Annotated in this window: 13 protein-coding genes; 2 read left to right on the forward strand and 11 right to left on the reverse strand. The window is 70.5% G+C overall.

What is annotated here, in order from left to right; all coding sequences use genetic code 11:
• Window positions 1-5 precede the first annotated feature (5 nt).
• The 10 genes from DI005_RS18975 to DI005_RS19020 form a co-directional block, all read right to left on the reverse strand.
• Window positions 6-599: a sarcosine oxidase subunit gamma gene (locus tag DI005_RS18975; RefSeq protein WP_112273914.1), complete on the reverse strand. Its 594-nt coding sequence runs from the start codon at window positions 597-599 to the stop codon at window positions 6-8.
• Entirely contained in the window at window positions 592-3,369 is a 2,778-nt protein-coding gene (locus DI005_RS18980; protein ID WP_113643028.1) for a 2Fe-2S iron-sulfur cluster-binding protein, read from the reverse strand. The genes DI005_RS18975 and DI005_RS18980 overlap by 8 nt, the downstream gene beginning before the upstream one ends.
• A gap of 35 nt (window positions 3,370-3,404) precedes the next feature.
• Window positions 3,405-3,704 carry a sarcosine oxidase subunit delta gene (locus DI005_RS18985; protein ID WP_112273915.1) on the reverse strand — a complete coding sequence of 100 codons (300 nt, stop codon included), beginning with the start codon at window positions 3,702-3,704 and terminating at the stop codon, window positions 3,405-3,407.
• A 15-nt stretch (window positions 3,705-3,719) separates the two neighbouring features.
• Window positions 3,720-4,958 carry a sarcosine oxidase subunit beta family protein gene (locus DI005_RS18990; RefSeq protein WP_113642988.1) on the reverse strand — a complete coding sequence of 413 codons (1,239 nt, stop codon included), beginning with the start codon at window positions 4,956-4,958 and terminating at the stop codon, window positions 3,720-3,722.
• Window positions 4,955-6,256, reverse strand: a complete 1,302-nt coding sequence (gene glyA / locus DI005_RS18995) for a serine hydroxymethyltransferase (RefSeq protein WP_113642989.1) — start codon at window positions 6,254-6,256, stop codon at window positions 4,955-4,957. Before glyA ends, DI005_RS18990 begins: the two co-directional genes overlap by 4 nt.
• 102 nt (window positions 6,257-6,358) lie before the next feature.
• Window positions 6,359-6,610: a hypothetical protein gene (locus tag DI005_RS39715; protein ID WP_112273918.1), complete on the reverse strand. Its 252-nt coding sequence runs from the start codon at window positions 6,608-6,610 to the stop codon at window positions 6,359-6,361.
• A gap of 26 nt (window positions 6,611-6,636) precedes the next feature.
• A complete protein-coding gene (locus DI005_RS19005) occupies window positions 6,637-8,886 on the reverse strand; it encodes an FdhF/YdeP family oxidoreductase (RefSeq protein WP_113642990.1) in 2,250 nt (749 codons plus the stop codon).
• A 21-nt stretch (window positions 8,887-8,907) separates the two neighbouring features.
• Window positions 8,908-10,050 carry an SRPBCC family protein gene (locus DI005_RS19010; RefSeq protein ID WP_112273920.1) on the reverse strand — a complete coding sequence of 381 codons (1,143 nt, stop codon included), beginning with the start codon at window positions 10,048-10,050 and terminating at the stop codon, window positions 8,908-8,910.
• A gap of 22 nt (window positions 10,051-10,072) precedes the next feature.
• Entirely contained in the window at window positions 10,073-11,248 is a 1,176-nt protein-coding gene (locus tag DI005_RS19015) for an NAD(P)/FAD-dependent oxidoreductase (RefSeq protein ID WP_113642991.1), read from the reverse strand.
• Window positions 11,248-11,595 carry a bifunctional 3-phenylpropionate/cinnamic acid dioxygenase ferredoxin subunit gene (locus tag DI005_RS19020; RefSeq protein WP_112273924.1) on the reverse strand — a complete coding sequence of 116 codons (348 nt, stop codon included), beginning with the start codon at window positions 11,593-11,595 and terminating at the stop codon, window positions 11,248-11,250. The genes DI005_RS19015 and DI005_RS19020 overlap by 1 nt, the downstream gene beginning before the upstream one ends.
• A gap of 122 nt (window positions 11,596-11,717) precedes the next feature.
• Between DI005_RS19020 and DI005_RS19025 the strand changes: the two genes are divergently transcribed.
• Complete coding sequence (locus DI005_RS19025; protein WP_112273926.1) at window positions 11,718-12,509, forward strand: IclR family transcriptional regulator; 792 nt, start codon at window positions 11,718-11,720, stop codon at window positions 12,507-12,509.
• Window positions 12,510-12,657: 148 nt separating this feature from the next.
• The gene (locus DI005_RS19030; protein ID WP_233520201.1) at window positions 12,658-14,088 is read left to right on the forward strand and encodes an MFS transporter; all 1,431 of its coding nucleotides are present in this window, start codon (window positions 12,658-12,660) and stop codon (window positions 14,086-14,088) included.
• Window positions 14,089-14,231: 143 nt separating this feature from the next.
• Here DI005_RS19030 and DI005_RS19035 read toward each other — a convergent pair whose 3' ends face one another.
• A complete protein-coding gene (locus DI005_RS19035; RefSeq protein ID WP_112273930.1) occupies window positions 14,232-14,504 on the reverse strand; it encodes a GlsB/YeaQ/YmgE family stress response membrane protein in 273 nt (90 codons plus the stop codon).
• Window positions 14,505-14,791 lie beyond the last annotated feature (287 nt).

Genomic DNA, 14,791 nt, shown 5'->3' on the forward strand with positions numbered 1-14,791 from the left:
ACCTCCTAAGGGAAAGCGCGGAATTCCTCGGCTGCGTCGAGCACCCAGTCGGCGAGGTAGCCCGCGAAGGACTGTCGGACGAACAGGCGGAAGTCGTCGGGGCCGAGCGCGAGCAGCAGCACCACGGTCTGGCCGACGTACGTCTGCGCGCACGCGCCCGCGGGAAACGCCGACGGGCGCAGGTCCAAGGCGCAGCCCAGCGACAGCAGTTCGCGGGCGAGACCCCCGTGCAGGCGCAGGCTCGTGCGCTGCGCGGAGACGTCGACGGCCGAGCCGTCATAGGCCGAGACGACCCAGCCCAGCTCCCGCTCGAACTCCTGCGGATCGGCACCCGCGCTGGTCACCAGCCACTCGTCGGGCCCGAGCCAGACGAGCTGGCCGTCGACGGTGTGGGTCCAGGTGTTGGGCTCGACGGGAAGAGCCGTGCCGAGCGCACGGCCGACCGCGTCGGCGCCTGGCCCTGCCGGGTCGACGCGCAGGTCCACGGCGGCGACCGGGTCCTCCGGATACACGGTCAGCCCCTCCACCCGGCCGGACAGCTCGGCCAGCGCCGCGCGCCGGTTCTCCAGCGGGTGGGTGCGGTACAGGATGTCAGCCATCGCGGCGTGCTCCCTCCCGGTCGATCAGCACGGTGTCGCCGATCTGGGCCTGTACGAGCGCGCCGTTCACCGGCACGTGCACCAGATCCCCGATCCGGGCGCGACCGTTCTTCACCAGCGCCAGCGCGAACGGGCGCCCCAGTTCCGCGCTGAGGTAGCTGGACGTGACGTGCCCGAGCATCGGCACCGGCGGCTCCGGCAGACTGCCGTTCTCGCACAGCTCGACGATCTGCGAGCCCTCGGGCAGCTTCGTGCGGCCGTCGATGGGCAACAGCGAGACGAACTGCTTGCGCAACGGGTTGTGGTTCTCCGGCCGGGAGAACGAGCGCTTGCCGACGAAGTCCTCCTTCTTCTTCGACACCGCCCAGCTCATGCCGAGGTCCTGCGGGGTCACCGTGCCGTCGGTGTCCTGCCCGATGATCGGATAGCCCTTCTCGGCGCGCAGGACGTGCATGGTCTCGGTGCCGTACGGGGTGATCCCGTACCGCTCCCCCGCCGCGAGGAGCCTTTCCCACAGCGCCGGGGCGTACCACGAGTTGACGTTCACCTCGTAGGCGAGCTCACCGGAGAACGAGATCCGGGCGACACGCACGGGCACGCCGTCGAGCGTGGTGTCGCGCCACGACATGAACGGGAACGCGTCGGCGCTGACGTCCAACTCGGGGAAGACCTCGCCGACCACGTCGCGGGAACGCGGGCCGACGACCGGGAACACCGACCACTGCTCGGTGACCGAGGTCAGGTGCACGCGCAGCTCCGGCCATTCCGTCTGGAGCCACTCCTCCATCCAGTCCAGCACCGTGGCCGCGCCGCCGGTGGTGGTGGTGACCAGGTACCGGTTCTCGTCGATCCGCAGCACGGTGCCGTCGTCGAGCACCATGCCGTCGTTGCCGCACATGACCCCGTAGCGGACCCTGCCGACCTTCAGCGTGCTCATCATGTTGGTGTAGAGCCGGTCGAGGAACACCGCGGCGTCCGGGCCCTGAACGTCGATCTTGCCCAGAGTGGACCCGTCGAGGATGCCCACACCCGAGCGGGCCGCCGCGCACTCGCGCAGCACCGCGGCGTCCATGTCCTCCCCCGGCTCCGGGTAGTACCGCGCGCGCTTCCACTGCCCGACGTCCTCGAACACCGCGCCCGCCTCGACGTGCCAGTCGTGCAGCGGCGTGGTCCGCTCGGGATCGAACAGGCTGCCCCGGGCGCGGCCGGCGAGCGCGGCGAAGGCCACCGGCGTGTACGGCGGGCGGAACGTGGTGGTGCCGAGATCCTCGATCCGCGCACCCAGCAGTTCCGCGGTGATGCCCGAGGCGAGCACCCCGGAGGTCTTGCCCTGGTCGTGCGCGGTGCCGATGGTGGTGTAGCGCTTGACGTGCTCCACCGAGCGAAGCCCGGCGCCCACCGCGCGCCCGATGTCGGCCACGGTGGCGTCGCGCTGGATGTCGACGAACTGCCTGCCCGGATCGCCGTCGGTGCGCCACACGACCTTGGTCGGCGTACGGGCCGGTTCCGGACCGGCCTCCGGCGCGTCCGGGCCGCCGCCCTCCCGCAGCACACCGGCCAGGTCCAGGGTTCCGTTGGCGGCGCCGATCACGATGACCCCGGGCAGCGAGCCCGAGGGCCGGAACGAGCCGAGCTCCGGGTCGTAGGCCAGCGCTCCCCTGACATGGCTGAACAGGTGCACCACCGGGTTCCAGCCGCCGGAGACCAGCAGCAGGTCCGCGGGCAGCCGCACGCTGCCGTCGACGCCATGGGCGAGCACGGCGCGCACCCGCTCCTCGCCCTCGGTCCCCGTGACGATCGTCGACGGATGCACGGGGACGCCGGCCTCGGCCGCACGGGCTGCCCACTCGGGCGGCAGCGTGTCCCTGGCGTCGAGAACGGTCACCCGCGCACCCGCTCCCGCCAGGTCGAGCGCGGCCGCGTAGGCGGCGTCGTCGGAGGTGAAGACCACGACCTCCCTGCCAGCGAGCACGCCGTAGCGGTGCAGGTAGTCCCGCGCCGCCGAGGCGAGCATGACGCCGGGCCGGTCGTTGTCCTCGAAGACGATCGGCCGTTCCTGCGCGCCCGTGGCGACCACGACCTTCAGCGCGCGGATGCGGTGCACCCGCTGACGGCTGCGGTGCGCGGGCGCGTCGGCGCCGAGGTGGTCGGTCCGCCGCTCCAGCGCGAGCACGAAGCCGTCGTCGTACTGGCCGAACGCGGTGGTGCGCTGGAGGTGCCGGACCCCGAGCCGCGCCAGCTCGGCGACGACGTCGGCCACGAAGCCGAGCGCGGGGCGGCCGTCGATGACCTCGGTGCCGGTGAGGCTCCCGCCCGCGACGGGCCGGTCGTCGACCAGCACGACGTCCTCCCCCGCCCTCGCGGCGGCGAGCGCGGCCAGCAGCCCGGCCGGACCGGCGCCGATCACCAGCGTGTCGGTGTGCGTGTGCTTGCGGTCGTACCGGGCCGGATCGGCGGTGTCGGCGAGCCGCCCCTGCCCGTTGACGCCGTGGGCGACCAGGCCGTCGACGAGCTCGACGGTGGTGGCCTGCAGCATCGGCTCGGGAAACGGCTTCTCGATCTGCACCAGCGCTGTCGCGTCCTCGGTCCACGCCGCACTGATGCCGTGCGGGCGGCCCAGGTTGACGCTGGAGCCGACCAGGTGCACGCCGTTCGCGAGCAGTGCCGAGGCGAGCGTGTCACCGGGGTGCCCGGTGTAGGTGCGGCCGTCGAAGGTGAAGGTGAGCATGCGGCCGCGGTCGATCCGGCCGTAACCGTGGACCCTGCTCATGCCGCCTCCGCGGGAGTCGGTGCGCCGGTGGCGGCTCATACCCGCACCTCCGTGTTCCGTTGCGTGTTCGGCAATGGCTCGCCGGGCTTGGCGGTGCCCAGGAACCGGTAGGTGTGCGTGTCGCGCAGGGCGTTGAACCAGCGGCGGCAGCCCGCGCTGTGGCTCCACCGCTCGGCGAACGGGCCCTTCGGGTTGTCGCGGTAGAAGACGTACTCTGCCCAGTCCTGATCGGACAGTTCGGCCGGCCGCTCGGGATAGGTGATCTCGGCCTGCCCGCCGTAGTGGAACTCGACCTCCTCGCGGGGGCCGCACCAGGGACAGTGGATGAGTTGCATGGCAGTCCTCGTGTTTCAGTGGGCCACGGCCGCGGCGCCGTGTTCGTCGACCAGTGCGCCGGTGGTGAACCGGTCCAGGCTGAACGGCTTGACGTAGGGGTGTGGCTCGCCGTGCGCGATGGTGTGCGCGTAGCACCAGCCGATGCCCGGCGTCGCCTTGAACCCGCCGGTCCCCCACCCGGCGTTGACGAACACGTTCTCGTACGGGGTGTGCCCGACGATCGGGCTCGCGTCCGGGGTGACGTCGACGATGCCCGCCCACGACCGGAGCAGGTGCGCGCGGGCGAACACCGGGAACAGCTCCACCGCGGCGGCCATCTGCCGCTCGATGATGTGGAAGGCGCCGCGTTGCCCGTACCCGTTGTAGGAGTCCACGCCCGCGCCCATCACCAGCTCGCCCTTGTGCGCCTGGGAGACGTACACGTGCACGGCGTTGGACATGACGATCGTCGGGTGCACCGGCTCCAGGAGCTCGGAGACCAGCGCCTGCAGGGGGTGCGACTGCAGCGGCGTGCGCACGCCCAGCCGGTCCAGCAGCACCGACGTGTGCCCGGCGGCGCAGAGCGCGACGGTGCCGCAGCCGAGGTCGCCGCGGGTCGTGCGCACCCCGGTGACCCGGTCACCGTCCACGGTGAACCCGGTGACCTCGCAGTCCTGGATCAGGTCGACACCGGCCTCGTCGACCCGTCGCGCGAAGCCCCAGGCGACGTAGTCGTGCTTGGCGATGCCCGCGCGCGGCTGGTAGGTCGCGCCCTGCACCGGGTAGCGGATGTCGGCGGAGATGTTGACGATCGGGCAGATGCGCTTGACCTCCTCCGGCCCGAGCCACTCCGCGTCGATGCCGTTGAGCTTGTTGGACTCGACCCGGCGGACGGAGTCGCGGATGTCCTGTTCGGTGTGCGCCAGGTTCAGCACCCCGCGCTGGGAGAAGAGGATCGGGTAGCCGAGGTCGTCCTCCAGGCCCTCCCACAGCTTCAGGGAGTGCTCGTAGATCGCCGCCGACTCGTCCCACAGATAGTTCGACCGGATCAGGGTGGTGTTGCGGGCCATGTTGCCGCCCGCGAGCCAACCCTTCTCCAGCACCGCCACGTTGGTGATGCCGTGGTTCTTCACGAGGTAGTGCGCGGTCGCGAGGCCGTGTCCGCCGCCACCGACGATCACCACGTCGTAGTTCTTCCTCGGCTCGGGGTTGCGCCAGAGGAAGTCGGGGTGCTCGGGCAGGTCCGCGCCCGGTGGGTTCGTCGCCGTGTTCATGCCTGCAACTCCGGGTAGAGGGGGTGGCGGTCGGCGAGCGCGCCGACCCTGTCGGCCAGCTCGGCCAGCTCGGCGTCACCGGTCTCGGGGCGCAGCGCCAGCGCGATGATGTCGGCGACCTCGGCGAACTCGGCGTCACCGAACCCGCGGGCGGCCAGTGCCGGCGTACCGATGCGCACGCCGGAAGCGACCATCGGCGGGCGAGGGTCGAACGGCACGGCGTTGCGGTTCACCGTGATCCCCACGCGGTGCAGCCGGTCCTCGGCGGTCTTGCCGTCCAGTTCGGAATGCCGGAGGTCGACCAGCACCAGGTGGACGTCGGTGCCGCCGGACACCACGCCGACGCCGGGCTCTCGAAGCAGCCGCTCGGCGAGGATCCGCGCCCCGGCCAGCGTGCGCTCCTGGCGAAGGCGGAAGGCCGGTTCCCCGGCGAGCTTGAACGCCACCGCCTTGGCCGCGATCACGTGCTCCAGCGGCCCGCCCTGCAGTCCGGGGAACACGCTGGAGTTGAGCTTCTTGGCCAGTTCCCGCCGCGCCAGGATCACGCCGCCGCGGGGGCCGCCGAGCGTCTTGTGCGTGGTGGAGGTGACCACGTCCGCGTACGGCACCGGGGACGGGTGCAGTCCGGCGGCGACCAGACCGGCGAAGTGCGCCATGTCCACCATCAGGTAGGCGCCGACCTCGTCGGCGATCCGCCGGAACTCCGCGAAGTCGAGGTGCCGGGGGTAGGCCGACCAGCCCGCGATGATCAGCTTCGGCCGGTGCTCGTGCGCCAGCCGCTCGACCTCGGCCAGATCGACCAGGTGATCGTCCTCGCGCACGTGGTAGGGCACGGCGTCGAAGTACCTGCCGGAGAAGGTCAGGCGCATTCCGTGGGTCAGGTGCCCGCCGTGCGCGAGGTCCAGGCCGAGGAAGGTGTCCCCCGGCGAGAGCAGGGCCGCCAGCACCGCCGCGTTGGCCTGCGCGCCCGAATGCGGCTGGACGTTGGCGAACTCGGCTTCGAACAGTGCCCGCACGCGATCGATCGCCAGCTGCTCCACCTCGTCCACGTGCTCGCAGCCGCCGTAGTAGCGACGCCCCGGGTAGCCCTCGGCGTACTTGTTGGTCAGCACCGAGCCCTGGGCCTCCAGGACGCTCAGCGGAGCGAAGTTCTCGCTCGCGATCATCTCCAGGGTGCCGCGCTGGCGGGCCACCTCCAGGTTGACCAGCCGGTGGACCTCAGGGTCGGCCTCCGCCAGGGGCAGGCCGAGCACCCGCTCGGGACTCCGCGTCTCCTCGCGATCAACGGTTACGGACATGCGGCCCAACTCCCGTCATATCTTTTTCGGCGGACTGATATATCAATTACGGGCCACGTTAAGGCCCACTGTGGCGCCGGTCAATACCGTGCGGGAAGCGGCTCAGTATCCCCGGCTAATCCACTCGGACAGTTCCGGCACCTCCTCTCCGATCGAGGTCTGATCGCCGTGCCCGGTGCGGACGACGGCGTCGTCCGGCAGGCTCGGCAACGCGCGATCGTGTCGAGGCCCGAGCACCCCGCACGCCTGCACCCGCACCACGGCCTCACCGGGCAGGAGGGCGGGGACGACGACGGGCGCGACGGAGACGGGCCAGCCCCTCTCGGGCGAGCCGACTCGGGGGTTCCGCGCCATGTGGTCTCTCCTCTTTCTGTCGCGCGTCAGGCGGGTTCGAGGCGCACGACGACGGCTTTCGAGGTCGGTGCGCCGGATTCGAGGGCTTGCGAGTCGAGCGGGACCAGCGGGTTGGTCTCCGGGTAGTACGCGGCCGCGCAGCCCTTCGGCGTGTCGTAGGAGACGGTCCGGAAGCCGCGGACCCGCCGCTCTCGGCCGTCGTCCCACTCCGAGACGAGGTCGACCCGCTCCCCCGCCGCCAGGCCGAGCTCGTCGAGATCGGCCTGGCTGACGAACACCACGCGACGGCCCGAGGAGATGCCGCGATAGCGGTCGTCGAGCCCGTAGACAGTGGTGTTGAACTGGTCGTGACTGCGCAACGTCTGCAGCACGAGCCGCCCCTCGGGCACCGACAGCACGTCCAGCGGGTTGACCGTGAACACCGCCCTTCCCTCGGGCGTCGGGAACGTGCGGCTGTCGCGTGGTGGATGCGGCAGAGTGAACGCGGTGCCGTGGCGGAGCTTCTCCTCGTAGTCCTCACAGCCGGGCACGACCCGGCCGATGCGCTCGCGGATCAGCGCGTAGTCGCCGGCGAACGACGGCCAGTCGATACCGTGCCGGGCGCCGAGCGTGGCGTGTGCGATCCCGCAGATGATGTCCACCTCGGACCGCAGCAGCGCGCCCGCCGGCTTCGCGCGCCCGCGGGAGGCGTGCACGACCGACATCGAGTCCTCCACCGTGATCCGCTGTACCCGGCCACCGGTGTGGTCGCGCTCGGTGCGCCCCAGCGCGGGCAGGATGAGCGCGTCCCGTCCGGCCGCGACGTGGCTGCGGTTGAGTTTGGTGGAGATCTGGACGGTGAGGGCGGCCGAGCGCAGCGCCGCCTCGGTCACCTCGGTGTCCGACATCGCCGAGGCGAAATTGCCACCCAGCCCGACGAACACCTTCGCCCGCCCGTCGCGGAGCGCGCGGACGGCGCCCGCCGCGTCCCGCCCGTGCGCACGCGGCGGCGCGAAGCCGAACTCGGCCCCCAGCGCGTCGAGGAAGGAGTCCGGCACCTTCTCCCAGATGCCCATGGTGCGGTCGCCCTGGACGTTGGAGTGCCCGCGCACCGGGCAGAGCCCCGCGCCGGGCTTACCGATCATGCCCTGCAGCAGGGCCACGTTGACGAACTCCTGGATGGTGGCGACCGAGTTGCGGTGCTGGGTGATGCCCATCGCCCAGCAGTGCACGGTCCGCCTCGAGCCCATCAGCAGCTCGGCCGCGGACTCGATCTCCGCGCGGGACAGGCCCGTCGCCTCGAGAACCCGCGCCCAGTCGAGTCGCCCGATGTGCTCGCGCCACGCGGCGAACCCCGTGGTGTGCCGCTCGACGAAGTCCCAGTCCACGGCGCCCGCACGCAACAGCAGGTGCCCGAACGCCTGCCACAGCGCGAGATCACCGTTGGACCGGATCCGGAGGTACCGGTCGGCCAGTTCGGTGCCGACGGTGAGGCCACGGGCGGTCTGCGGGTTGTTGAACCTGAGCAGGCCCGCCTCGCGCAGCGGGTTGATCGCCAGTATCCGCGCGCCCCGGCGTTTGGCCTTCTCCAGCGCGGACAGCATCCGCGGATGGTTCGTGCCGGGGTTCTGCCCGGAGATGACGATCAGCTCGGCCTCGTGCAGGTCCTCCAGCGACACCGTGCCCTTGCCCACGCCGATCGTCCTCGCGAGGCCAACGGACGTGGACTCGTGGCACATGTTGCTGCAGTCGGGCAGGTTGTTGGTGCCGAACACGCGGGCGAACAGCTGGTAGAGGAACGCGGCCTCGTTGGACGCGCGGCCCGAGGTGTAGAACAGCGCCTCGTCCGGATCGGCCAAGCCGGACAGGTGCTCGGCGACCAGCGCGAAGGCCGCGTCCCAGGTGATGGGCTCGTACCGGTCGCCGCCGTCGCGGCGCACCATGGGGTGCACCAGCCGCCCCTGGCGCTCCAGCCAGTAGCCGCTCCGCTGTTCGAGGTCGGCGATCGGGTGCCGGGCGAAGAACTCGGGGCCGACGACCTCCCGCTGCCCCTCCCAGGACACCGCCTTGGCGCCGTTCTCGCAGAACTCGGCCGTGTGCCGGTGATCCAGCGGATCGGGCCACGCGCACGACATGCAGTCGAACCCGTTCTCCTGGTTGAGCGTCAGCAGGTTCTTCGCCGACTTCACCGCGCCCATCTGCCGCAGTGCCCTCGCCACCGACACCCGCACCGCCTTCAGTCCGGCGGCGCGGGTGGCGGCCTTGCCGACCCTCAGGCCGGCCTCTTCGTCAGACAACGTCGTCCTCGTTCGCCGGATTCAGTCCGAGATCGCGTCCGCGACCCAGTCGCGGAACTCGCCGATGTGGTGCTCGCTGGGCACCAGCACTCCGCCCGCGGCGTAGGCCTTCGACGACATCGCGGGCTGGCACCGCTCGCAGGCGTCGAAGTCCTGCTGGTTGACCCGGTGGAACAGCTCCACCGACTTGCTCAGGTCGGCACCGCTGTCGATGACGTCCTGCGTGTAGAGCCAGTCGCATTCGACGACCGTCCGGTCCACGGCCATCGGGTACATCCGGTGGAAGATGACGTGGTCGGGCACCAGGTTGATGAAGACCTGCGGGTTGACGGTGATCGCGTAGTAGCGGCGGTCGTGGCTCTCCCCGACCCCGGCGAGCTTGCCGAAGCCGCCCTGGCCGTCGACGGTGAAGCCGCTGATCTCCTCACCGAACTCGGCGCCGTGCCCGACGAAGTACTGGGCGGCGTAGCCGTCGGCGAACTCGGGCAGCACCTCGGTCAGCTCGGGGTGGATCGTCGCGCAGTGATAGCACTCCATGAAGTTCTCGACGATCAGCTTCCAGTTGGCCTTCACGTCGTAGGTGATCCGGCGGCCCACCACCAGCTCGTCGATGCCCCACTCCTCGATGGTCTCGTGGTCGCCGAGCCTGCCGGAGACCGCGGCCTGCACCGTGTCGGCGAAGGACGGCGGCTCGTCGGCGAGGCACACCCACACCGTGCCGAGCCACTCGCGCAGCGCGACCTTGACGAGGCCGTACTCGTCACGGTTGACGTCGTGCATCGAGTTCAGGTTCGGCGCGGCGACGAGCGAGCCGTCGAGGCCGTAGGTCCACGCGTGGTAGGGGCACTGCAGGGACCGGCGCACGGTGCCGGAGTCCTCCATGCACAGTCGGGCGCCGCGGTGACGGCACACATTGAGGAAGGCCCGCAGCGAGCGGTCGCGGCCGCGGACGATCACCACGCTCTCCCCTCCGACGTCGACCGTGCGGAAGTTGCCCGGCTCGGACAGGTCGCTGCTGCGGGCGGCGGCGAACCAGTGGCGCTGAAAGATCCGGCTCTGCTCGCGCTCGAAGATCGCCGGGTCGGTGTAGTGCGCGCCGGGCAGGGTCGGGATGAGGCTGGTGGCGGGCTCCGGCTGCTGGTGCTGGACTTCGACGGAACTCACGGTGATCCTTTCTGCGGGTCAGTCAGTTCGAAGTGGACGGACGTCCGGCGAGCTGGCGGCGCCAGCGGCCGAACGAGCGGGCGCGGTCGATCGCGAGCACTGCCACCGGGGTGCCGGCCGGGTCGCGGTAGACCGCGAGGAAGTCGAACGCCGTCACGTCGCCCTCGAGCACCTCCACCGTGGAGTCCTCGGCGCGGTGCCCGGCGAACTGGATCCGGTGGCCGTACTGGTCCGACCAGAAGTAGGGCAGACCGTGGTGCGCGGGCGGGGTGTAGTCCCGGCCCAGCAGGGCGGACGCCGCGACGATCGGCTGCTGCACGGCGTTGGTCCAGTGCTCCAGCCGCATCGGCTCGGCGGCGTGTGCCCGGTCGGAGTTGGCGCAGTCACCGACCGCGACCACCTCCGGGATGTTCGTGACACCGCGCGCGTCGGTGCGCACCCCGTTGGCGAGCTCCACGCCGGAGCCGATCAGCCAGTCCACGCACGGCGAGGCACCGATGCCCAGCACCACCACGTCCGCCGGCAGCTCGCGGCCGTCGGTCAGCCTGACCGCGGTCACGCGATCGCTCCCGACCAGCCCGGCCAGTCCGGCCCCTGTGTGCAACCGGACCTTCCTCGTGGCGTGCAGCCGCGCGCACAGCCGGCCCATCTCCAGGCCCAGCGGTTTCCGCAGCGGCACCGGCTCGGCTTCGACCACGTCGGTCTCGATGCCCATACCCGCGGCCGTCGACGCGATCTCGGAGCCGATGAACCCCGCGCCGATCACCACGAGGCGCGAACCGGGAACGAGCACCTTGCGCAGGGCGATCGCGTCGTCGAGAGTGCGCAGCGTGTGCACCCCGTCGAGGGCCTGCCCCGGCAGGCACCGAGCCCGGGCGCCGGTGGCGAGCACGACGCCGTCGGAGACGATCCGCTCGCCGTCGTCGAGCACCACGGTCCGTTCCGCTGTGTCGAGCGCCGTGGCGGTCCGGCCGAGGCGCCAGTCGGCGCCCAGAGAGGCGTCCTCGGGCGTCTCCAGCTTGAGATCCGCCTCGGACACCGTGCCCGCGAGGTACTCCTTCGACAGCGGGGGCCTGTCGTACGGGGCGTGCGCCTCTTCACCCACGACGGTGATCCGCCCGTCGTAGCCCTGGTCACGCAAGGCGCGGACCGCGGTGAGCCCGGCGAGCGACGCGCCGACGACGGTGACCGCCCGCATCAGGCGACCTCTTCCGCGACCGCGCCGACCACCTCGACCTCGGTACCGATGGTCTCGTGCACGTAGACCTGGCCGTCCACGACGACCACCTCGTGCGTGCGCACGGGCTTGCGGGCAGGCGGTCCGCTCGGGCGTCCGGTGCGGAGGTCGAAGCACGCGGCGTGCAACGGGCACTCGACCGCACAGCCTTCCAGCCAGCCGTCGGACAGCGATGCGTCCTGGTGGGTGCAGGTGTCGTCGATCGCGTAGAACTCGCCGTCCACGTTGAAGACCGCGATTGCGACCTGGCCCTGCACACGTACAGACTCTCCAGCGGGAATCTCGGACACCGCGCCAACTAAGATCATCGTTGCTCCTGTTGCTTATCGCGGAACACGCCGTGCAATACGCAACAGAGCATCAGCTAGGTTTCCGTGGCCCGTCAATCGCCCGAACACAGAAGCCGCCCTCGCCGCCTCGGAGTTGCAACATGTACAACAACGGCGTCGCCCCCACCACCGCCATCCCAGAGCCGAAGCCCCCGAGCCAGACCGTCGACCGGGCACTGTCGATCCTCACCCTGCTGGCCCAGCGGGGACCGTCGGGCGTCACCGAGGTGGCGAACGCACTCGGCGTCCACAAGTCGACCACCGCCCGCCTGCTGGCGACGCTGGAGAGGTTCCGGTTCGTCGAGCAGGACGGCAACCGCGGCAAGTACCGCCTCGGCTTCGGCATCGTCCGGCTCGCCGGAGCTACCGCCGCCCAGCTCGACATCGCCAAGGAGGGACGGCCGGTCTGCGCCCGGCTCGCCGCCGAGCTGCGGGGGACGGTCAGCCTGAGCGTCCTCGAGGGCGGCGGCGCCACCGCCGTGGCCCAGGAACCGAGCACGGAGCGGAACTGGATCGGCCTCCGGATGCCGCTGCACGCGACGGCGACCGGGAAGGTGCTACTGGCGAGCCTCGGCTTCGAGGAGCTCAGTGGCGCCCTCGAGCGGCCCCGGCAGCGGTTCACCGCCGACACCATCACGGCCAGCGGCGCACTGCTGGCGGATCTGAACAGGGTCCGCGATCGTGGTTGGGCCGCGACGATCGGCGAGCTGGAGACCGGGCTCAACTCCGTCGCCGTGCCGGTCCGAGGGCCTGGTGGCCGCATCGCGGGCGCCCTCAGCGTGTCCGCCTACGACGAGCACCTGCAGCCCGATGATTTCAAGGACCTCGCCCGCATACTCAAGCAGGCGTCCGAAGAAATCCTCGCCAGGCTCGAACTGCTGGCGAACCCGTAAAGACCCCTGTTAACTTGACGCTCACATGACACATCTATTACGTTCGACAGATATATCAGTCGTCTCATGAATCAAGGGTGATCATGTATCCACGACACTCGAGGTTGTTTCCGCAGGTCACACGAGCTGAGTCGGCGGGGTGAGCGGGGTGGCCGATCAGCCAGCGCCCGGCCAGGCAGTCATCGAAGACGAGCGAACGATCCGCCGAGCGACCACGGCGGCCACGCTGGGAAATGTGGCCGAATGGTACGACTTCGGTATTTATTCCTACCTTGCCGCAGTAGCGCTGGACCGGGTTTTCTTTCCGGACGCCGGTGATTGGTCGACGGTTTTCACGCTCGGCACATTCGCGGCCGCATTCCTGGCCCGCCCATTCGGAGGCTTCATCCTGGGCCCACTCGGCGACCGAATCGGCCGCACGAAAGTGCTGGCCGCCACCGTCCTGCTGATGGCGGTCGCCACCGTGCTGCTGGGCCTGGTCCCCAGTTACGGCACCATCGGAATCGCGGCGCCGCTCATCGTCCTGTTCATCAGAATGCTGCAGGGCTTCTCCGCCGGAGGCGAGTACACCGGCGCCCTCACCCTCGTCGCCGAATACGCCCCGGACCGCAGGCGGGGGTTCTTCGGCAGCTGGCTCGAATTCGGCACGCTCGTCGGTTACACCCTCGGCGCCGGTGTCTGCGCGATCCTGATCGCCGTGCTGCCCGAGGACGACCTGCTGACGTGGGGCTGGCGGATCCCGTTCATGCTCGCGCTTCCGGTCGGTGTTGTCGGGATCTACCTGCGCATCCGGCTGGAGGAGACTCCGGCGTTCCGGCAGCTGATGGACCGCTCCCCGGCGATGGCCACGATGTCGCTGCGCCGCGTGTTCCAGATCCTGCTGACCCACTACCGGTCGGCCTCGCTGATCGCGGCCGGACTGGTCGTCGCCTGGAACGTCACCAACTACGTGCTGACCAACTATGTGCCCACCTACCTCACTGGCACCCTGCCGGACCACGGCCACCACGGCACCAGTGAGGCCATGTCGACCACTCTGCAGGTCGCGGTCATGCTGGTGATGCTCAGCGTGGTGGTGCTACTCGGTCGGCTCAGCGACCGCATCGGCCGCAAACCCATCCTCGTCACCGGCAGCGTCGCGCTCGTCCTGCTCGGCCTGCCGTCGGTGTGGCTGCTCCAGAGCGGGCTGGCGGGCCAGATCGCGGGTCTGCTGATCATGGGCTTCGCCCTGGTGTGCTTCGCGGCCGTCACCCCGTCGACGCTGCCCTCGCTCTTTCCCACGTTTATCCGCTACGGGAGCCTGGCGATCATCTTCAACGTGTTCGTCTCGGCCGTCGCCGGCACTGCGCCCACCGTCATCGGTGTCGGCGTGACGGCCACGGGCAACCTCGACTGGCCAGGCTACTACCTCATCGGCGCCGGCGTGATCGGCCTGATCAGCACGCTCTTCCTCCGGGAACCGGCAGGCGCCCCCCTGGCAGGCGCCGCGCCACTCGCCTCCAGTGCCGACCTACCGCCACCCAAGCTGTCGGATACCGGTGTGCCACTGGAGAACCCCTTTCCACGGCGCACGTCCTGACCGCCACTCGACGTCGGCGAAGCTCCGGCTGGTACCCGCGGCGGCACGTCGCGGGTACCAGCCCCCGCCAGGGCAACGGGTCCCAGCACGCCGGAACCGGTCCCCCGCGACCGGCCGAGCCCGGCGCGGCAGCGGAGTCGTACTCAGCGGTCCCGGCGGCTCGGTGACCCGATGATCAGCCGGTAGATCGCCAGGATGATCATGGAGCCGAGAATGGCGAGGCCCCACGTGCGTGCCTCGAAGAAGCGGCCCAGCTCCACCTCGAACAGGGTCTTGCCGATCCAGCCGCCGAGCAGCGCGCCGCCCACGCCCAGCAGGATCGTCAGGATGCAGCCGCCCGGATCACGGCCCGGCATGAGCAGTTTCGCGATGCCACCCGCCAGCAGGCCGAGCACGATCCAGCCAAGGAATCCCATGGTGACACCCTATGCCGCCACGCCAGGAACCGATCAACCCGGCAGGGCGGCGCGGTCGCTTGGTCGGCCGACGAGTCGATCGTGCCTTGCACTGGCGGTCGGGGCCCATACGTCGACGCCGCCTACTCCTGTCGGGACACAGAGGACAGCACCACCCGCCGACGAGCCGTGCGGTGGCCAACGCGTCGTCATCGGCGAGCTCCGCTCGACGAGGCCGGCGGTCTCAGGTCGAGCGGTGACCGGATGGTGTCGAAAGGAGTGCGAGGACGGGATCCGAGGCGCCCGAG

This window comes from Prauserella sp. PE36 (genome assembly GCF_003311655.1).
In the GTDB taxonomy this organism is placed as follows: domain Bacteria; phylum Actinomycetota; class Actinomycetes; order Mycobacteriales; family Pseudonocardiaceae; genus Prauserella_A; species Prauserella_A endophytica.